This is a genomic window from Ruegeria sp. BHSA162 (assembly GCF_059613385.1).
On record NZ_JBXWSK010000060.1, the window covers coordinates 1 to 20,039 of the forward strand.

Genomic DNA, 20,039 nt, shown 5'->3' on the forward strand with positions numbered 1-20,039 from the left:
CTGCAAAAAAATGCACGATGAGGTGTTTCCCCAGCCTGACCTCGCAGCGTTCATCGAAGAGAACTTCTTTGTCGTCCAACTGGATTTGCATGGCAGCACCACGGCTACGGACTTTGACGGGGAAGAGGATGAGCAAAGAGCACTGATGCGCAAATGGGGGATTCTGTTTACCCCAACACTTGTTTTTCTGCCGGAAGAGGTGCCGGAGGATGCCACAGCCATTGACGCTGCGGTCGCTGTGATGCCGGGAGCTTTCTCCAAGGGAACAACCTTGGATCTTTTCACTTGGGTCGACGAGAAACGATACGAACTTGATAATGGTGAAGATTTCCAACGGTATCATGCCCGCCGCATTCAGGAGCGAAACAATGTTTCTCAAGATTGAGTGCCATTATTACAAATAAAAAAATTCATTATGATGAATTTAATGTTGCGACAAGCGGTACTCGTCGACTACGGTACACAAAGGCTTTGGGTCGCAAGGCGCCGTCGGCGCGTTAGCAAATGGGAGGGATCATGAAGCTGAGACTCTTAACATTGGTCTGCGCAATGACGGGCACTGCTGCATTTGCGGCAGATACAAACCCGAAGGACGTAAGCTACGACGACTATGGTGCTATCGAAGTCTCTTTGACTGGCGCTGCTGGTGATGCGGAAAATGGCGCGCTGATCGTTGGCGACAAGTCAAAAGGCAATTGCGTGGCGTGCCACGCGGTTTCGGCTTTGGCCGACATCCCGTTTCATGGCGAAGTTGGTCCGATGCTGGATGGCGCCGGTGATCGTTGGACCGAAGCGGAACTTCGCGGGTTGGTCGCAAATGCAAAGATGACGTTCGAAGGTACGGTTATGCCTGCGTTCTACAAGGATGACGGATATATCCGCCCGGGCGACGCCTATACCGGAAAAGCGCCAACCGCGCCTTTGACGTCGATCCTGACAGCGCAGGAAATCGAGGACGTGGTCGCGTTTCTTGCGACCCTGAAAGAGGAATAGTCGCGCTTTAAAGCGTGAATTTTCGAAGTTTCAAAGGAGATTGAAAATGGAACTCTCTCGCCGCGAGACACTGGCCCTTGGGCTGGGCGCCGCGTTCCTGACAATTATGCCGCTTCGGGCAAATGCAGCTGCTGAAGATGCCATCGCGGCATTTACGGGCGGGGCAGATGTGGCTGACGGCGGTGTTACATTGACTGCACCGGAAATCGCAGAAAACGGCAATACCGTACCAATCGAAGTCAGTGCTCCGGGCGCAGCTGCAATTCTTATCGTGGCTGCAGGTAACCCCGAACCTGGCGTTGCAACTTTCAATTTTGGTCCGTTGGCTGCTGAACAAGCCGCATCAACCCGTATTCGTCTTGCCGGAACGCAGGATGTCATTGCCGTGGCGAAGATGGCAGATGGCAGCTTCGCCAAAGCGTCCGCGACCGTAAAAGTGACAATCGGCGGCTGCGGCGGCTGATCGCCACGCGCCCTGAAGAACAGGAGACTAACCAATGGCATCCGGTGTAAAACCCCGCGTCAAGGTTCCAAAGACAGCCGCTGCTGGAGAAACCGTTACGATCAAGACATTGATCAGCCACAAGATGGAAAGCGGCCAGCGTAAAGACAAAGAAGGCAACGTCATCCCGCGCTCGATCATCAACCGTTTCACCTGCGAGTTTAACGGAGAAATGGTGGTTGATGTGACGATGGAGCCGGCGATTTCGACCAACCCGTACTTCCAGTTCGAAGCGACTGTGCCCGAGTCCGGTGAGTTTGTCTTCACCTGGTACGACGATGACGGCTCTGTCTACGATGAGAAGAAAACGATCGAGATCGCCTGACGGCTCGACGACTAAGGCAGATCAGCGCGGCTCCGAGGAATTGGCGCTGATCCACCAAGGGAGGAACGCAATGAATACCAAGGCAATTAAGGCGATCGCGGCAATTCTGGTTTTCCCGGCTGCAGCGATGGCTGGACCGGACGAAGACAGTCTCACGATCAATGATGAGCTGGACATGACCTCGGTCACTGATGCTCCGGCACATCTGGAAAATTTGGACACAATCTATTCGGGTTGGCATTTTCGCACGGATGAAACGCAAGCGCTTCAAATTGATGACTTCGACAATCCTGCAATGATCTTCGTCGATCAGGCCGCCGATCTCTTCGAGACCGTTGATGGTGCCGCCGGCGAGAGCTGTGCCTCATGCCACGATGGAGTGGAAAGCTTCAAGGGATTGCAGGCGTCCATGCCGAAGGTGGATGCAGAAACCGGCAAGCTGGTCGTCATGGAAGATCTGATCAACAAGTGTCGTACGGACCGCATGGAAGCGGATGCTTGGAAATGGTCCGGGGGCGATATGCAGGGCATGGTCGCTTTGATCGGTCTTCAATCACGCGGCATGCCAATGAATGTCGCGATTGATGGCGATGCCGCCCCGTACTGGGAGCAGGGCAAGGAGATGTACTATACTCGCTATGGTCAGCTGGAGCTTAGCTGTGCCAATTGTCATGAAGACAACTGGGGTAACATGATCCGTGCCGACCACCTGAGCCAGGGTATGATCAACGGGTTCCCGACGTATCGTCTGAAACAGGCCAAGCTGATCTCGCGCCACAATCGTTTCCGCGGCTGTATTCGCGATACGCGGGCGGAAACTTTTGCCGAAGGTTCGGACGAGTTTCGCGCGCTTGAGCTTTATGTGGCCTCGCGTGGCAATGGGCTTTCAGTCGAAACTCCTGCAGTACGGCAATAGTGAACGACCCGCGTGACAGTGTCCTGCGCGGGTTTTTCCAGGTAAATAACATTCACACATTTATATGTGTTATAGGAAAGCTGATAGATGATTTCTCGACGTGACTTCTTGCAGGTTTCAATGGCTGCATCGGCTTTGTACGGGGCGTCCGGGTTCGGAAACTGGGCCAGACTTGCCGCGCAACAAAGCCTAACGCAGGATCAATTGTTGGAGTTCGAGACCTTCGGAAATATCAGCCTGATACATGTCACCGATATTCACGCGCAACTCAAACCGATCTATTTCCGCGAACCCGAGATAAACCTTGGTATTGGCGATGCACGAGGGCAGATGCCGCATGTCACAGGGGCGGCTTTCCGCAAGGCGTATGGGATCGAAGATGGAAGCGCGTCGGCCTATGCGCTGACCTACAATGATTTCTCTGCGCTGGCCAAGACCTACGGTCGGGTCGGTGGATTGGACCGCGTCTCAACTGTCATCAACGCCATACGTGCTGACCGCCCCGATGCGCTTCTATTGGACGGAGGCGATACCTGGCACGGTTCCTACACCTGCTATCAAACGGCAGGTCAGGACATGGTCAACGTCATGAACGCGCTAAAACCCGATGCTATGACCTTCCATTGGGAGTTCACGTTGGGCAGCGACAGGGTTAACGAAATCGTCGAAAGTCTGCCCTTTGCAGCCTTGGGTCAGAACATCTTTGATGCCGAGTGGGACGAACCTGCAGAATTGTTCCAACCCTACAAGTTCTTTGATCGGGGCGGTGCAAAGGTTGCTGTTATCGGGCAAGCGTTTCCTTACATGCCAATCGCGAACCCAGGCTGGATGTTCCCAGAATATTCGTTCGGTATCCGGGATGAAAACATGCAGGCCATGGTCGACGAGGTTCGCGATGCCGGTGCGGATGTCGTTGTCGTCCTCAGCCACAACGGCTTTGACGTGGACAAGAAAATGGCAGGTCGGGTGCAAGGGATCGACGTGATCCTCAGCGGTCACACCCATGACGCACTTCCCGAGCCGGTTCTGGTCGGTAAAACACATATCATCGCGTCTGGCTCGAACGGAAAGTTCGTCAGCCGCGTCGATCTCGACGTGAGAGATGGACAAATGATGGGGCTGAAGCACAAGCTGATCCCGATCTTCTCTGACGTCATCGCCCCTGATCCTGCGATCACCGCTCTGATAAATGATCAGCGCGCGCCGTACGAGGCTGCGCTGAGTGAGGTGATCGGCAAAACAGATTCGTTGCTCTACCGCCGCGGCAACTTTAACGGCACCTGGGATGACCTGATTTGCGATGCCCTGATCAATGAGCGTGAGGCAGACATCGCGATGTCGCCTGGCGTCCGTTGGGGGCCATCAATCCTGCCGGGACAAGATATCACGCGCGAGGACATCTGGAACGTCACATCGATGTCGTATCCCAATGCCTATCGCACAGAAATGACAGGCGAATTCCTCCATGTGATCCTCGAGGACGTCGGCGACAACCTGTTCAACCCCGACCCGTATTACCAGCAGGGCGGCGACATGGTCCGCGTCGGTGGGCTTGGCTACCGCATCGATGTGAACAAGCCACAAGGGCAACGGATCAGCGAAATGACTTTGCTCAAAACGGGTGAAGCGATTGATCCATCCAAAACCTACGTCGTGGCTGGTTGGGCCAGTGTCAACGAAGGCACCGAGGGCCCGCCGATCTGGGATGTCGTCGAAAACCACATTCGCACCCTTGGCACCGTCACGGTGCAAGAGAACACAAGTGTCGATGTTGTCGGCGCTTAAGAAACAGATGGAGACCTAAGAGATATGGATGACGCGTTCAAACCGTCCCGCCGGGCCTTCTTGAAAGGCAGTGCTGCGGTCGCCGCAGGATCAGTTGCAGGTGCGGCAGCGGCAGACACGCCCGACCCACTGATAACAGAGCTTCAGGATTGGGCGTCTTATACGGGTGCCGGTGTCGATGAGTCACCTTATGGCATGCCGATCAGCTTCGAATCTCATGTCGTTCGGCGCAACGTGGAATGGCTGACCGCCTCTCCAATTTCATCGATCAACTTCACACCGATCCACGCGCTTGATGGTACGATCACTCCGCAAGGATGCGCTTTTGAGCGTCACCATTCCGGCGCGATAGAGCTGCGCAAAGAAGATTATCGCCTGATGATCAACGGGTTGGTCGATCGCCCGCTTGTATTTACTTACGACGACATTGAGCGGTTCCCGCGCGAAAACCATGTGTATTTCTGCGAATGTGCGGCAAATACCGGTATGGAGTGGGCGGGTGCGCAACTCAACGGCGTCCAATTTACGCACGGCATGATTCACAACATGGAATACACCGGTGTTCCGCTGCGTACGCTGTTGCAGGAAGCAGGTGCCGATATCTCGCCAGACAAATGGGTCTATGTTGAAGGCGCAGACGCGTCATCAAATGGCCGTTCCATCCCGATGGAAAAAGCACTGGATGACGTGTTGGTGGCTTTCAAGGCAAATGGTGAAGCGCTGCGCATGGAGCATGGATATCCGGTGCGACTGGTTGTTCCTGGCTGGGAAGGCAACATGTGGGTCAAGTGGCTGCGCCGCATTGAGGTCGTCGATATGGCGGTCGAAAGCCGCGAAGAAACATCAAAATACACTGATGTCTACGCCGATGGCACAGCCCAGAAATGGACGTGGGTGATGGATGCAAAGTCCGTCATTACTTCACCCAGCCCGCAAATGCCCATCAAACACGGACCGGGACCATTGGTCATTTCCGGGCTTGCCTGGTCAGGCCACGGGCAAATTACGCGGGTCGATGTGTCCAAGGACGGTGGGATCACCTGGGAGACGGCGCGTCTTGGCAAGCAGGGCGACAGCAAGGCTTTGACGCGTTTCTATCTCGATACGAATTGGGACGGAGCACCAATGTTGTTACAGGCCCGAGCGATAGACGAGACCGGCTATGTGCAGCCAACCAAAGACCAGCTACGCGAAAAGCGCGGAGAAAACGCGGTCTACCACAACAACTGTATCCAAACTTGGTACGTGAGCGCAGAAGGGATCGCTGAGAATGTCGAAGTCTCTTAGTCATGTTTTCCTGCCCGTATTTGGTGTCACAGCCTTGGTGCTTGCGGCAGCGTTGGTTTTTGCCAATCGGAACTACGGCCAGTCGAAGATAGAGTCTTTGGAAACCCGGATAGGTCAGGTTCAAGCGCATGCAGCATCAGCTCTGGAAAACGCGCAAGCGGAGGCCAGTCGAGCAGCTGAACTCGAGGCCAAAGTCGAAGAAATCCAAGCGGCCGCCGCGGAACGGGTTGCAAATGGTGCGAACCTTACTGCACCGGCGCCCATTCGCGACGGTACTATCGGGCTTGGACGTCCTGCATTGGAGGAAGAGATCGCTGCCTGGGACGTTGACATCTTGCCCGACGGGCGTGGCTTGCCGGTTGGATCAGGCGATGTCTGGACTGGAGAAGAAGTGTTTGTCGACCGGTGTGCGTCCTGTCACGGCGAGTTTGCCGAAGGCGCCGACAATTGGCCTGTTCTGGCCGGTGGATTCGACACGCTTGCCGACGAGGATCCTGTAAAAACCGTCGGGTCTTATTGGCCGCATTTGTCAACCGCCTGGGACTACATCTCCCGCTCAATGCCATTTGGCGAAGCGGGTACGCTTACGGCGGATGAGACCTACGCGATAGTCGCCTATATCCTTTATTCCAATGACCTGGTGGATGACGATTTCGTTCTCAGCAATGAAAACTTCGCCGAATTCGAGATGTACAACAAGGATGGATTTGTCGTCGATACGCGACCTGAGACTGAGTACGCAGAATGGCGAGAAGAGCCCTGTATGGAGAACTGCAAAACAGAGGCCGCTGTTACTATGCGCTCTGTCTTTCTGGTTGAGACGCCACAAGAAGGCGGTTCGAATTCGGTCATGAACGAAGCCAGCGCGGACGAGTTGCCGACGTTCACGGCGGAGGGGCCCTCGTTCATTCCGACCGCAGCGCCAAAGCCTGAGGAAGAAGCCGCCGCAACACCGGCTGTTCAAGAAACCGATGAGGCTGACCAGACTACGGAACTGTTCGCAGCCGGTGAGAAGGTCTTCAAGAAATGTAAATCCTGCCATCAGGTTGGTGACGGTGCAAAGGACAGTACGGGCCCGGCGCTGAACGGGGTTATCGGGGCCAACGCAGGGTCGGTTGAAGGGTTCAAATACTCCAAAGCTATGAAAACAGCTGCCGAGGCTGGTCTTGTTTGGACCGAGGAAGAAATGGCGGCCTTCTTGGCAAAACCCAAGGACTACATGAAGGGCACACGCATGTCCTTTGCTGGGCTTAAGAAACCAGACGATATTGAAGCCGTGATCGTTTACCTCAAGTCGTTCGGAAGCTGATCATGCGGTGGTTGAACATTTTTTTGACCTGCGCGGCGGTTATGGTTGCTGTTGCCCCATCGACCCACGCCACCGAAGGCCTCGGCGACGCCGAAGCCGGAAAAGAAGTGTTCGCCAAATGCAAAGGCTGCCATCAGGTGGGCGAAGGAGCGGAAAACAAAATCGGGCCGCATCTGAACGGTGTTTTTGGGCGGAAAGCCGCAGGTCTGGATGGTTTCAATTACTCAAAAAGCCTAGAGCGTGCGGGTAACTCGGGTCTGGAATGGCACGCTGATACTCTGTCCGCCTACATCGAAAACCCACGCGCATTTGCGTCAGGCACGCGGATGAGTTTTCCCGGTTTGAAAGACCCGGAAGACCGAGCCAACGTGATCGCCTATTTGCGGGCGTTTTCGGATAATCCTCAGGACATCCCAGAAGCGGACCCAACGGCGAAAGGCACGGATCATTCGATCGATCCCGCGATCCTGGCGATACAAGGAGATCCTGAGTACGGCGCATATCTCAGCAGCGAATGCACAACGTGTCACCAGATCGAAGGGGGCGATGAGGGCATTCCTTCGATTGTGTACTGGCCTGACGAAGACTTCGTGGTCGCCATGCACGCTTACAAGGACAAACAGCGGCCACATCCGGTCATGCAAATGATCGCCGGACGGCTGAGCAATGACGAGATCGCGGCATTGGCCGCCTACTTCAATAATCCAGAATGAAAGTGCCTGAGGGGAGGAAACGCGATGACACTCAATAGACGAGTATTTCTTGGAGCCGCCGGGGTAGTGGCCGCCGGGCTATCCGCTCCGATGGTGCTGGCTCAAGGCAAGCCCCGTGTAGTGGTTGTTGGCGGCGGTGCGGGCGGTGCGACCGCCGCGCGTTACATCGCAAAGGACAGCAAAGGTGAGATTGACGTGACGCTGATCGAGCCGTCTCGGACCTACTACACCTGTTTCTTCTCAAACCTTTATTTGGGAGGTTTTCAGGAGCTATCGGACATCGCCCACAGCTATGGTACGCTTGCCGCGAACTACGGTATCAACGTCGTGCATGATTGGGCCACTGGGGTCGACCGCGACGCTAAGACGGTGTCCTTGGCAGGTGGCGGATCAGTTCCTTATGACAGGCTGATCCTTAGCCCGGGTATCGACTTTGTTGATGGCGCGGTCGAGGGCTGGGACCTATCGGCCCAAAACAAGATGCCACATGCGTACAAGGCTGGTTCTCAGACAGAGCTTTTGAAGGCGCAGATCATGGCGATGCCCGAAGGTGGTACCTTCGCGATGGTCGCTCCTCCCAACCCGTACCGTTGCCCGCCCGGGCCGTATGAAAGGGTTTCGATGGTGGCGCACCTGCTGAAGGCAAACAACCCAACAGCAAAGATCATTGTAGCTGATCCGAAGCCGAAATTCTCAAAAATGGCTTTGTTCCAAGAAGGCTGGGGAAACAACTACGAAGGAATGGTCGACTGGATCGGCGAAGATTTCGGCGGCGGCAATGTATCCGTGAATCCGGATGCAATGACGGTGACTATCGACGGCGAAGAGACGAAGGTTGATGTCTGCAATGTGATCCCAGCGATGAAAGCCGGTCGCATTGCGGAAATGGCGGGAGTAACCGATGGCAACTGGGCACCAGTAAACGCTGCGGACATGTCCTCCAAAGCCGATCCGGATATCTACGTTCTTGGTGATGCCAGCCAGCAGGGTGATATGCCGAAATCCGGTTTTTCGGCAAATAGCCAAGCAAAGGTCTGTGCGAACGCAGTAAGAGGTGCGTTGACCGGGTCAAAAGTATTCCCGGCCAAGTTCTCGAACACATGCTGGTCGCTCATTGACACCGATGATGGTGTGAAAGTTGGCGCGACTTATGAGGCGACGCCTGAAAAGATCGCCAAAGTCGATGGCTTTATCAGCCAGACCGGTGAAGATGCCGACCTGAGGAAAGCAACATACGAAGAGTCTCTTGGTTGGTACGCCGGTATCACGTCGGACATGTTTGGTTGAGGCAATCGGGGCTTTGACCGGTGTCAAAGACCCCGATGATCAATCTGAGAAAATGCGGTTCAGGAGGAGGACTAAAACCATGAAACACTTTATTGCCGCAGCCGCGTTTTCCACTGTTCTGGCGAGCCAAGGGCTTGCAGAAGAGATCATTACTATCCCCTTCGACGGCAGTTTTGATGATGCAACGTTCGCCGTCGAGTCCGCTATTGTGGGACAGGGACTGGTCATCGACTATGTGAGCCATGTTGGGGAAATGCTGAATCGAACAGGCGCAGATGTTGGCAGCGACAAGCAGATTTTTTCGGCCGCAGACATCTTCATTTTCTGCTCGGCAAAAATCTCGCGTGAAGTGATGGAAGCGGACCCGATGAATATTGGCTTCTGCCCCTACGGAATTTTTGTCGCTGAAGACGACAGTGGCGTGATGGTGGGATACCGAAGTTACCCGGACGGACCGATGCAAAAGGTCCAGAATCTGTTGTCAGGAATCGTCGAAGAAGCCCTTGGGAACTGAAATGAACTATCAGCAGTTTTTTCGAAATCAACTCGACCAGCTTCAGGAGGAAGGGAACTACCGGGTCTTTGCGGATCTCGAAAGGCAGCGTGGCGCGTTCCCGACAGCGCGTAGCTACGCGGAAAATGGCCCCGAGAAAGTCACTGTGTGGTGCTCAAATGATTATCTGGGGATGGGTCAACACCCCAATGTTATTGCAGCAATGCACAAGGTGATCGATGAGGTTGGTGCCGGAGCGGGAGGAACGCGGAATATCTCTGGAACGACCCACCAGCATGTTTTACTGGAGCAAGAGCTTGCTGACTTGCATGGCAAGGACGCTGCGTTGCTGTTTACGTCCGGTTACGTTTCGAACTGGGCCGCACTGGGAACTCTGGCGTCTCGCATTCCTGGCATCACGGTCTTGTCTGACGAGTTGAACCATGCCTCGATGATCGAGGGTATTCGCCACAGTCGGTGCCAAAAGCGTATCTGGAAACACAATGATTTAGCCGACCTCGAAAGGCACCTTGCTGAACTGCCTGCCAATGCACCGAAGCTCATTGCGTTTGAGAGCGTCTATTCAATGGATGGCGATATTGCACCAATTGCCGAAATCTGTGATCTGGCCGATCGCTACGGCGCGATGACCTATTTGGATGAGGTTCACGCCGTAGGGCTTTATGGACCGCGCGGCGGAGGCATTGCCGAACGCGAAGGCCTGGTGGAAAGGCTAACCGTCATCGAGGGGACGTTGGGCAAAGCATTCGGCGTAGTTGGCGGATACATCGCCGCGTCGAAAGAGCTTGTCGACTTTGTGCGATCCTTCGCCAGCGGGTTCATCTTTACCACTGCATTGCCTCCCGCCGTGGCCGCAGGAGCTGCTGCTTCGGTTCGGCACCTGAAGCAAAGCAATTCGGAACGACATCTACACCAGCAGCGCGTGCGTGAGGTGCGAGAAAGGCTGGATGATCTGGGCATTCCACATACACCGAACCCAAGTCACATAATTCCGGTCATGGTCGGCGATCCGGTCAAATGTCGCTTCATCTCTGACGTGCTGATGCGTGACTATGGAATTTACATCCAGCCGATCAACTATCCAACCGTCCCCAAGGGAACAGAACGTCTACGGATTACACCTTCCCCAGTGCATTCCACCGACGACGTGGATCGACTGGTGTCTGCCTTGGGTGAGCTATGGACGCAATGCCAATTGGCGCGCAGGCCAATGGCCGCTCAATGACAATGACAACTTGACCGAAGACAAGGACGCGCAAGCAACCAAGTGAGAGTCTCTGTTGATGGAAAGGCTCATCGATTTGTTGGGAGACCCTGGCGCTTTGGCATTTGCCGGTGCGTTTGTCGGTATCTTGTTCGGCGTGACGGCCCAGAAGTCTCACTTTTGTTTGAGAGCTTCGACCATCGAAGTCGCCGAAGGCGAGCTTGGTCCTCGCTTGGCTGTCTGGCTGATCGCTTTCACCGCAGCGCTCACCTTAGTGCAGGCGTTTGTCGCGTTTGAGTGGTTAGACCTTTCCGAGACACGCGCGATTGCGTCGACGGGCAGCCTCAGCGGCGCAATACTTGGCGGAGCGATGTTCGGCGTTGGTATGGTTCTGGCGCGTGGGTGTGCATCTCGCCTGTTGGTATTGGCCTCCTGCGGTAATCTGCGCGCCCTGATTACGGGATTGGTTTTAACCTTAGTGGCTCAGGCTGCTTACACGGGCGTTCTTAGTCCCGCCCGCGAATTGCTTTCCGGGATCTGGACTGTCTCAGGAGGCGCCTCAAGAGATCTTTCAGAAATACTTGGATTTTCGCCAGTGGTTTATACAGCCGTTGCAGTATTGGGATTGGTGTCGGCAATTGCATTCGCATTCCACCGGAGAGTCGTGCCAATCAGGATCGTAACAGCCGCAGGAGTTGGCGTGGCGGTGGCGCTTGGCTGGTTAATGACATTTGCCATAGCGCAAGCATCATTTGAAGTCGTTCCTGTTTCGTCAGTCACGTTCACCGGACCGGCTACGGATACACTGATGGCGTTGGTTGCCGAGCGAAACGTCGTGTTGTCCTTCGGTATCGGCCTTGTTCCAGGCGTAGCAATTGGTGCCGCAGGCTCGGCCCTAACTGCAAGGGAGTGGAAGATCGAACGTTTTGGTCCGGATGCTCCGATGGAGCGCTACCTTGTTGGAGCTGTCCTCATGGGGTTTGGAGCCATGCTGGCCGGAGGTTGCGCCGTGGGTGCAGGGCTTTCAGGAGGGTCCGCCCTGTCATTGACGGCTTGGCTTGCCGTTTTCTTCATGTGGGTTGGAGCGATCAGCGCGCATAGGTTAATGCGCCGAATTCCTGTTCCTCAAACGTCCTGAGTTATTCGAATTCCATCTGCTCAAATACCCGCCCGGCATTTTTTGTCGCCAGTTCCTCAAACGTGTCCAAATGGGCATACGGTGACTGATCGACATAGTAAGCCTCTGCCAGATCGCCGCCGGCATCCATGTGCTCTTGGATCTTGCCGCGCAGGTAGACTAGGTAGTCGCGTGTATAACGGCGCACCTGATCCATGTTCGTCGGATGACCATGTCCGGGGATGACATATTTGGCTCCCAAAGCTTCGAACTCGTTGTCCCATGTTTCAAGCCAATCCGCCGTATAGGTCTCTTGAAAGATCGGTAGCATTCGCTCGTGAAACGCCATATCACCCGCGATAACAAGGCTTTGGTTCGGCAGCCAAATCGAGATATCGCCGGGACTATGGGCCGGCCCGAGATATTTGGCCTCAATCCGGAAATCACCCATTTCAACCACGTATTCATCCTCGAAGGTCTCGGTTGGGCCTGCCAGGAAGGTTCTTTCCGCCTTGTCCTGGTTGTACCGCTGCATTCCTTCAAGGATCTGTGGGCCGTATTCCTCGAATTCAGCCGCAGCATCCGAATGGGCGATGATTGGAACGCCAAGCTCTGACCAGTAGGCGTTGCCGAGCATCGCGTGCCCCTGGCCATTCTCGTTGAAGACAAGCTTAACCGGCTGATCCGTGATCGACTGAATTTCCTGGTGAAGTGCTTCGGCAAGCAAATAAGCCGCGCCACCGTTTATGACGACCACGCCATCTCCGGTAACTATGAAGCTGAGGTTGTTGTTGTGACCAGAGTTCTCGTAGGTCGGCGGGGCGGTTGCGCCAATGGCAGAGTAGACGCCGGGGATGTATTCGACCGGTTTGGAGTACAGCACACTTTGAGGGTATTGGTCTGCAATATCCTCGCTTGCCAAAGCTGGTGTGGCCAGGGCCAAGACAATCGCCAGCGATCGCATCATTATGGTTCTCCAATGAACTTATAAGCAGAGCCAGTCTTCTCGACCCGGCCGATCCCACCATTTGGCAGGTGGAACCCAATCATTTTCATTTGCTCGTGGGAAATCTGATCCAGCAGTGAGTTCCGAGCTGCTGCGGCCGCCTGTGGATCCTGATCCGTGCCGCTGTGCCAGTCGGGGCGTTCAAAAGCTACGTGTGGATTTCCCAACGCGTCGCCTACAATCATCACGGACTCACCACCGCTGCGAATTTCGAACGCCATGTGGCCGGGCGTGTGTCCAAAGCTTGCGCGTGCTGCAACACCGGGAAGAATCTCTTGTCCGTCGTCAAAAAACGCGACCTGATCCTCAATTGCCGCCATACGCCGCTTCGCGCCTACAGCGAACGCAGCGCGATCTTCTCCAATGGTATCAACCGTTGAGGGGTTCCACCAATAATCCCACTCATTGCGGCCAAAGTGATGCGTGGCGTTGGGGAAAAGAAGGTCATCGAAATCATCCAAAACACCCCAGATGTGATCCGGGTGCGCGTGGGTGAAAATCACGTGCGAGACGTCTGCGGGCGACAAGTCGATGGTTTCAAGAGATTCCAGAAGTTTACCGGAGGAGGGCATGAAATCGGGTCCAGCTCCGACATCAAACAACACCGTGTTTTTATCATCTCGATAAAGCGCCACGTTGCACTCTGGCTCGTACTTGGTCGCGTCCACCTTGTAGCTGTCTAGAAGCTGCCTAAGTTCTTCCTTCGGCATGGCGCCGAAGACCATTTCCGGAGGCAATGACAGGTACCCGTCTGACATGGTTGCAATCCGAGCCGATGAACCGAGTTGTAGCTCTGCCCAAGCGATTTTGGATTTCGCTCCAACCGCTGTTAGACAAGCGGCACCGCACAAAAAATTGCGCCGTGAAAACTCATTTCGACCCATTAACAATCAATAAGATGAATGTAATGATTTGTAAATGACGTAAGGTGGAGTCTTTTCAGGAGAACTAGAGTTGAGTCGGGCAGGGGCTTCCGAAGGATTTACTCGATGAATGAAGGCCGCCATTCAACAAACTCAAAATCAGCCCCGAATGTCATTCGCCTTGCCGTGGTGATGTGTATAGGCGTCATGTGCTATGTGATTTGCTCTTCGCTCGATGTCTTCTTTGTCCCGACAGTGGCCATTCGTCCAAACTCTTCGAGTGACGGCGTAGAGCCCGTATAGCTCATTGGCGAACGGCGCTGCAGCTGTCTCTATGGGCGGTTAGCAGACCTCCGCTACGCGGTGCCCCAACGGCTAGTCTGCGGACAAAACAACCTTTCGCGACATACGATGCAGCGGTTAAGGCGGATGCGAAGTTTGCAGAAGCTCGTCGCCGTTCACTCCTCCGTCTCCAATCACTTCAGCCTGGGGCGATCCCTTCCCAACCGAGACACCTTCAAGTTGTCACGGCGCCGCCGCTCTTGCCGAGTGGCGCGAACTTGGCGCGCTATAAGCGACATGTCTGTTGGCCTAGCTGAGACTTGTTCGAACCGGCCTCACAGTATCCATCGATATTCTTATTGATCCTTGTCAAGATTGGCGCGGGCAAGACGTGGTACTGTCAATGGTAATTCAGGGGGGGGCTCATGGAAGAGTTGATCGAAATCGGAAGATCATTCGCCCAGGCCATGCGTGAGCGCAGGGGCCTTGCAAGTGTTGATGAAATGTATGCCGAAAACGCACAGTCGATAGAGGCAGTCGTGCCTCCGGTTCGACAATTCCGCGTTTCAAAGGGGCGAGAAGCCATCAAGGGAAAAAGAGAGGATTGGTTGGCATCGCATGAAATCCAAGAACTAGAAGTGGATGGCCCCTACGTCCACCCACCCAACCGCTTTGGAGTGCGCTTCAGAGCCGAGGTCGTTCAGAAGGCCACGGGTGAGCGTATGACCCTGCGCGAGATCGCGGTGTATTCGGTGGCGGAAGGCAAGATTGTGCTGGAAGAGTTTTTCATGCTGCCGAAATAAGAAGAGCGACCAACAACACTGTCTCTTCGTAGGTTTAATCCGTGCGCACGGCCTTTGGGCGAATTGAAATTCCGGACGGAGGTCGGGAATGCAACACAAAACAGTGGCATATTATGTAGGAGTTGATGCTGACGACGCGTCGATTTTGGAATGCGCTGAAACTGCTTGTAACCACAACATTCACTTGAATTGCGTGTTGATCGCGGACTTACCCAACCTGCCGTACCTAAAGTATGGATCAAACAGGTTCGTTGAGGCGGGTCTTCCCTCAAACTGGTTGGATGTTCTTAACGGAAAAAATGCCGCCTTGAAGTCCCGCGCCACAGAAGTTGAAGCGCTTCTGGTAGGGCAAGGCGTATCTGCAAATGTAATTGCCTTTATGGGATCTGGAGCAGAGTTGAAGCATCTTGTGGCTGGCCAAGCCAATCGCTCTGATATCGCCTTTCTAGACGCTGAGTTGCGAAAAGACCCCGATTTGTTTCATAAGATCGCGTACGGAGTATTGTTCCATTCGCCGGTAGGCCTGATGATAAATGGAGATCCGTTTGCCCAACGCGACTGCATTTTTTTGGCATGGAATGATAGCCTGCCTGCGTCTAGGGTTGCGCATTTAGCTTTACCCATTCTTCTGGCGGCCAACGAAGTTGTGATTGGGTGTTTTGATTTGCCGTCGCCTGATGACGTAGAAGGTCAAGCGCCCGGAACCGACCTAGCTGGATGGCTCAGCCATCACGGTTGCACTGTGACCGTGTCGCAGTTTCGGTGCGGCGGGAATTCAATTGAACACTGCATTCAGGAACGCGCAAGAGAATTGGGGGCCGACCTCGTTGTTATGGGCGCTTACGGGCATTCCCATTTGCGTCAGTCGGTATTTGGGGGAACGACACAAGCAATGTTGGAGCAGACAAGGTTGCCAGTGCTGTTCGGGCACTGATGAAGAGAACTGGCGACTGTGATTTGCTGGTATAGGTAGCTCTATACGTTCATCGGTTAATACGGGAACAGCCAGTTGTTATTGGGTACTCGCTTGAGGTTGAAGCGTGTTTGCCCGCCCGTTTTCGCCAAGGAACTCTATCACAATTAACGTGAGTTCATCCCAGTCAGTAAACTCCCTTGCCCCTTCTCGTGGATCGATTTTTCGACCGAGCAAGACGACGCGCTGAAGAATCTCCCTCTCAAAATACCCGTAGTTTTCGGGCCTCACCGCGCCTGCGATCAAAGCCGTCGCATTTGGTTCAAAACCTGTTCGAAGAAGCATTTCGTCAAGATAGTCGCGTGCTTCTTCTCGACCTGACGCGAAAGCAGCTTTTAGACCGACGGAAAGCACGAGAGACTTTCGCTTCATTAAGGCATCTCTATTTGAAGCGACAAATGCTTCGAATGACTTGGGGTGCTTACGCTCGTGGACAGGGGCCAGGAGAATAACCTTGACCACTTCGTCAAGTGAAACGTGGCTGGGCGTTTCATCGGTATTGATCAGCTTTGCATCGAAACCGGCATTCTTCGCGAGATCGGTGATGAAGCGCGCAATCTTTGCTGTTTGGCCTTCGACCGTGGCGAAGGCGATGAGTAAAGTCATTCCGATCCTCCTAAAAATCGGTCTGAATAGATTGCTTATTATGAATAAGTGACGTGCGTTGCCCTTGATCTCCATCAAAGGCGTTTCATGGGGGCATATCTGGATCGTTGCGGTATGCTCATGCTGTCCACGCGGAGCATGTTTATTAGGAAGTTCGTGACGGCATCCATCTCCAAGAATACCTGCCTTTTCGGCCGGCAGCCTTGAAGCTAGCCAACCCCTGGCGGTCTAGCTTTCTACCTTAAGCAAAAGGCCAAGACAGCGACGAAGATTGAAATACTGATCAACCAAACTGCGAGTTTTACTTGTTGGCGTGCGGGCAGGTTTCTGAGCAGTCTAATCATAGTCAAACCTTTCAGACAAAATCCGGTGTGACGCGGTGCCCCGCTCAATCAGATGATCTTCGACCGTGTCCATCATGGCAGGGGGGCCGCAGAGAACAAAAAGCCAGCTTTCAAATTGTTCAGAAGACAAATTGCGGTCCAACAGATGACCGTCGATCAAGCCTGTCTCTCCGGACCAATCCTCTGGCGGCTCGGATAGAACAAATACTGTTTCTTCTTTGGACAACTCCTGGCGAAAAGCAATCTGCTCCTCCACCCGGTTGCCATAGATAAGCTTGAGCTCGTACTGTGTTCCACTCAACCGTACCTGACGCACAATGCTCAACATGGGCGCGATCCCGACACCACCTGCGATCAGAACAATGCCTTTCTCAGTTCGGTGGCTGATCGATAGATTTCCGTGCGGGGCATCCAGATAGGCCGTGGTTTGCGGAGCGATCTGTCTGAGGCCGCATGTGAAATCCCCAAGCTCCTTTATCATGAATGAAACTTCGGGGCCTTCGGCTGGTGCCGAACTAATCGAGAATGGGTTCTCATGCAGCGAAAAAACACTGTGGCCGACGTTTAGCCAAGCAAATTGCCCTGCTTCGAAGTTTAGTCCGTTGTGACCATCTGGAACGACGCGCAACTCCCATTGCTTCGGTGTTAGTCGAGACACAGACGTGACGCGCCACTGTCTCTTCCTCTGACGTAAAGGGCGAACGAGATAGACATACAGCAAAGTTCCAACTGCAATACTGGTTAGGGCAAGCCAGAGATAGGTTAGTAGCGGATGCCCACCGTAGCGCCCAGCATAGACCGTGTGATGCAACAACAGGCATGCGATCACCAAGGCTCCCAGCCCGTGTAAGAGGCGCCATGTTTCGTATTTGTAATCAAGGGATTTGCGGGCAATTGCCGAGGCGACCAAAATGAACAGAAATAGATATGCGCCGATGCCCGATACCAGCGTAGAAAAGTCGGTGGAAATCGTAAGTTGGTTTGTTTCATCCCACGGGCGGCGTCCGCCCGAAGGCGTACCCTGATAGAGAAGCGGGTGTATCAGCGCAAAGCCGAGTGCTGTACGCGCCATCAACTGATGCACCCGCATGGTTACATCCATACCCAGACCGGAAGAGATGAACCTGAACCGCCCAGACAGCAGGAACTCGACTAAGATTATTGAAAAAGCCAGCATCCCAAGCCCGGACGCGAGCTCTTGATTAAATGATCGTGGTGGCCACCCCAAGGACCAAGAAAAACCCAAGGGAGCCAAGATCAGCAAAACGTAAATCAGCGCCAGATAAGGCCATTTCATACAGTTTTGCTCCACTGTGCTAAAGCTAGGCAGCTCGGGCTCATTCAAAATAAACGCTAAGCTGACCTGGGATTCCGATCAAGACTACTGAGAATGGTGTTAACTTCACCACGACGAGGCAAGTTTAGTGAACGAAGTTTCCCGTTTCTGTTCGTTCAGCCGCCGCGTTCGGTCTGGCTGATCCTGAGGTTGCATGCTTGCGCAAGATCAAGGTCCTTGACCGCTTTTCCTGTCATAATGTTGCGCGCGTGAAATCAGGCCAATGGAGGAGGCTCAAAATGTTAGAAGACAAAAAGTCCCCGCAACTTTTCACTGGAATGCATCCGCTCTCTGACAACTTTCGGCGTGAAATGGAAACCCTGATGTCGCGTTTTCTTGGGGAAGGATCACCCTTCCTGCCGATGGAAACGGCTGCGCAACGCACGGGTTTTCCGTCCCTTGATATGACGGGTGCGATTTCACCGGCAATCGATGTCCAAGAAACGGATTCTGCGATTGTCCTGACGGCTGAATTGCCGGGGCTCGAAGAAGATGATGTGGAAATTGAAATCAAGAATCGCAGGCTAATCCTGCGCGGTCAGAAGAAGATTGCGCATGATGAAACGGGCGATCTTCGTGTCAGCGAAAGAAGCTATGGCAGCTTTTCAAGAGCCATGTCGCTGCCAGATACTGTAGAAATCGACAAGATTTCAGCGACGTTCGACAAGGGCGTTCTGCATATAGAAATGCCGAAGATTGAGCCTCAGGACCCAAGCCGTAAGATCAAGGTATCGTCGAAATAGACGGTCTGGTGGCTCGATACCGTGCTTGAAAAGAGCAAAGCAGAGGGTCGATCGTGGATCGACCTTCTTAGAGTTGCGGCCTGATAAGTGTCTTTGGTTGAATCCGCGCAGGCACCGCAAGCACCTGTACAAATGTGTTTTTTGTACATTCGTACCAGGCCATGGGTTTGGCGTTTAAGCGTGGTAGAATGCCCTCACGCGTTTGGGTAGGGGGCCACAATGCAAAAACCAGAAGAGAGTGGCATGACACCCTCAGGACATGCTGGTGAAGGTGAGGTGCGGGCCTTTCTGGAGAGCCTGACCGGACCATCGCGCGGCTACGTGAACTGGCTGGTCGATAAAGCCCTGACCGTTTCTGTTAACGATGGCAGGGTGTTAAGCCTTCGACCTAAAGACGACCTGCCTCCGCATGACAACGATATTGCCACCTTAAAGTGGGCTGACGACGGTTACACGATAGCCGCGTCAGCAGGGCGCAATGTATGGGTGAACGGACAAAAAGCCTCATCGGCGCTTCTGAGGCATGGCGATATGATCGAGTTCGGCGAAAAGGGCCCAATGTCTCGATACAGGTTGTGCGATCACTCATTTCCCGCGCACCACACAGTCGAAGATATCCTCAGTGACGCCTATGCTTACACCCGAACGAGCCGTCGACCCTTCGCTAAAAAGATGTCTGGTGCCCTGCGCGACAGCGGGCGGCGGCTTGCGTCTCAGACCACGATACTGTTCAGGATCACAGTACTTGCGACGCTTCTTGTGATCGCGGGGTTTGGGTACCTGCTTTACCAAAACGACCGGCGCTTGGCGGATAGTATTGAACAGGAGTCCCGCAAGATCGAAGCGGTCGCGATTATGCTCGCCCAGACGCGAGAAGATGCACTTACGCCTGATGACTTGGCTTCTTTGCGTGAAGCTTTTAAGAACCAGGTTCTGTCGACCGAGCAGCGTCTTGGAACCTTGGAGCAGCGGGCCGGAGCCCCCACGCGGGTGATCGCTGCCTCGACCCGGTCCGTCGCTTTCCTTCAGGGGGCTTATGGACTGCGCCACGTGGAAAGCGGGAAGATATTGCGGCATGTATTGGGACCGAATGGAGAAAACCTGAAAACCCCATTCGGCCAACCTTGGATC

The 20,039-nt window shown here is 54.1% G+C and carries 21 protein-coding genes and 1 pseudogene; 18 read left to right on the forward strand and 4 right to left on the reverse strand.

Annotation, left to right across the window (positions count from 1 at the left end; translation table 11 throughout):
* The 13 genes from AC2FM5_RS14655 to AC2FM5_RS14715 form a co-directional block, all read left to right on the forward strand.
* On the forward strand, window positions 1–385 hold a 385-nt coding region (locus AC2FM5_RS14655), incomplete at its 5' end, for a thioredoxin family protein (RefSeq protein ID WP_496736472.1).
* 131 nt (window positions 386–516) lie between these two features.
* A complete protein-coding gene (soxX, locus tag AC2FM5_RS14660) occupies window positions 517–993 on the forward strand; it encodes a sulfur oxidation c-type cytochrome SoxX (RefSeq protein WP_496736474.1) in 477 nt (158 codons plus the stop codon).
* Between the two features lie 46 nt (window positions 994–1,039).
* On the forward strand, window positions 1,040–1,456 hold the full coding sequence (gene soxY, locus AC2FM5_RS14665) for a thiosulfate oxidation carrier protein SoxY (RefSeq protein ID WP_058275041.1): 417 nt from the start codon (window positions 1,040–1,042) through the stop codon (window positions 1,454–1,456).
* A 34-nt stretch (window positions 1,457–1,490) separates the two neighbouring features.
* Window positions 1,491–1,820: a thiosulfate oxidation carrier complex protein SoxZ gene (gene soxZ / locus AC2FM5_RS14670; RefSeq protein ID WP_475143377.1), complete on the forward strand. Its 330-nt coding sequence runs from the start codon at window positions 1,491–1,493 to the stop codon at window positions 1,818–1,820.
* 70 nt (window positions 1,821–1,890) lie between these two features.
* Window positions 1,891–2,736, forward strand: coding sequence for a sulfur oxidation c-type cytochrome SoxA (soxA, locus tag AC2FM5_RS14675; protein WP_496736476.1), 846 nt, complete (start codon window positions 1,891–1,893; stop codon window positions 2,734–2,736).
* Between the two features lie 87 nt (window positions 2,737–2,823).
* Window positions 2,824–4,521, forward strand: a complete 1,698-nt coding sequence (soxB, locus tag AC2FM5_RS14680) for a thiosulfohydrolase SoxB (RefSeq protein ID WP_496736478.1) — start codon at window positions 2,824–2,826, stop codon at window positions 4,519–4,521.
* 24 nt (window positions 4,522–4,545) lie between these two features.
* Complete coding sequence (gene soxC / locus AC2FM5_RS14685) at window positions 4,546–5,808, forward strand: sulfite dehydrogenase (protein ID WP_496736480.1); 1,263 nt, start codon at window positions 4,546–4,548, stop codon at window positions 5,806–5,808.
* On the forward strand, window positions 5,792–7,117 hold the full coding sequence (locus AC2FM5_RS14690; RefSeq protein WP_496736481.1) for a c-type cytochrome: 1,326 nt from the start codon (window positions 5,792–5,794) through the stop codon (window positions 7,115–7,117). The genes soxC and AC2FM5_RS14690 overlap by 17 nt, the downstream gene beginning before the upstream one ends.
* 2 nt (window positions 7,118–7,119) lie before the next feature.
* Complete coding sequence (locus AC2FM5_RS14695) at window positions 7,120–7,830, forward strand: c-type cytochrome (protein WP_496736483.1); 711 nt, start codon at window positions 7,120–7,122, stop codon at window positions 7,828–7,830.
* 24 nt (window positions 7,831–7,854) lie between these two features.
* On the forward strand, window positions 7,855–9,117 hold the full coding sequence (locus AC2FM5_RS14700; RefSeq protein WP_496736485.1) for an FCSD flavin-binding domain-containing protein: 1,263 nt from the start codon (window positions 7,855–7,857) through the stop codon (window positions 9,115–9,117).
* A 79-nt stretch (window positions 9,118–9,196) separates the two neighbouring features.
* Entirely contained in the window at window positions 9,197–9,631 is a 435-nt protein-coding gene (locus tag AC2FM5_RS14705; RefSeq protein ID WP_496736487.1) for a DUF302 domain-containing protein, read from the forward strand.
* A 1-nt stretch (window position 9,632) separates the two neighbouring features.
* Window positions 9,633–10,856: a 5-aminolevulinate synthase gene (gene hemA / locus AC2FM5_RS14710; RefSeq protein WP_496736488.1), complete on the forward strand. Its 1,224-nt coding sequence runs from the start codon at window positions 9,633–9,635 to the stop codon at window positions 10,854–10,856.
* A gap of 58 nt (window positions 10,857–10,914) precedes the next feature.
* Window positions 10,915–11,973 carry a YeeE/YedE family protein gene (locus AC2FM5_RS14715; protein WP_496736490.1) on the forward strand — a complete coding sequence of 353 codons (1,059 nt, stop codon included), beginning with the start codon at window positions 10,915–10,917 and terminating at the stop codon, window positions 11,971–11,973.
* A 1-nt stretch (window position 11,974) separates the two neighbouring features.
* On the opposite strand, the gene AC2FM5_RS14720 is transcribed toward AC2FM5_RS14715, so the two are convergent.
* Window positions 11,975–12,916, reverse strand: a complete 942-nt coding sequence (locus AC2FM5_RS14720; protein WP_496736498.1) for an MBL fold metallo-hydrolase — start codon at window positions 12,914–12,916, stop codon at window positions 11,975–11,977.
* A gap of 2 nt (window positions 12,917–12,918) precedes the next feature.
* Entirely contained in the window at window positions 12,919–13,716 is a 798-nt protein-coding gene (locus AC2FM5_RS14725; RefSeq protein WP_496736492.1) for an MBL fold metallo-hydrolase, read from the reverse strand.
* Window positions 13,717–14,232: 516 nt separating this feature from the next.
* On the opposite strand from AC2FM5_RS14725, the pseudogene AC2FM5_RS14730 reads away from it, so the two are divergent.
* The 3 genes and pseudogenes from AC2FM5_RS14730 to AC2FM5_RS14740 form a co-directional block, all read left to right on the forward strand.
* Window positions 14,233–14,395 (forward strand): annotated as a pseudogene (locus tag AC2FM5_RS14730) (IS6 family transposase); the annotation flags it as partial.
* Between the two features lie 133 nt (window positions 14,396–14,528).
* Complete coding sequence (locus AC2FM5_RS14735) at window positions 14,529–14,906, forward strand: SnoaL-like domain-containing protein (RefSeq protein ID WP_093964958.1); 378 nt, start codon at window positions 14,529–14,531, stop codon at window positions 14,904–14,906.
* An 88-nt stretch (window positions 14,907–14,994) separates the two neighbouring features.
* Complete coding sequence (locus AC2FM5_RS14740) at window positions 14,995–15,840, forward strand: universal stress protein (RefSeq protein ID WP_170370237.1); 846 nt, start codon at window positions 14,995–14,997, stop codon at window positions 15,838–15,840.
* Window positions 15,841–15,918: 78 nt separating this feature from the next.
* On the opposite strand, the gene AC2FM5_RS14745 is transcribed toward AC2FM5_RS14740, so the two are convergent.
* Together AC2FM5_RS14745 and AC2FM5_RS14750 are read right to left on the reverse strand one after the other, a co-directional pair.
* Complete coding sequence (locus AC2FM5_RS14745; protein WP_496736494.1) at window positions 15,919–16,485, reverse strand: flavodoxin domain-containing protein; 567 nt, start codon at window positions 16,483–16,485, stop codon at window positions 15,919–15,921.
* A gap of 336 nt (window positions 16,486–16,821) precedes the next feature.
* Window positions 16,822–18,126 (reverse strand): ferredoxin reductase family protein, encoded by a 1,305-nt coding sequence (locus AC2FM5_RS14750; protein ID WP_093964960.1) that lies wholly within the window; start codon window positions 18,124–18,126, stop codon window positions 16,822–16,824.
* 278 nt (window positions 18,127–18,404) lie between these two features.
* Here AC2FM5_RS14750 and AC2FM5_RS14755 point away from each other — a divergent pair, with 278 nt between their 5' ends.
* The gene (locus tag AC2FM5_RS14755) at window positions 18,405–18,908 is read left to right on the forward strand and encodes an Hsp20/alpha crystallin family protein (RefSeq protein ID WP_093964961.1); all 504 of its coding nucleotides are present in this window, start codon (window positions 18,405–18,407) and stop codon (window positions 18,906–18,908) included.
* A 219-nt stretch (window positions 18,909–19,127) separates the two neighbouring features.
* A partial coding sequence (locus tag AC2FM5_RS14760; protein WP_496736496.1) for an FHA domain-containing protein occupies window positions 19,128–20,039 on the forward strand: 912 nt, incomplete at its 3' end.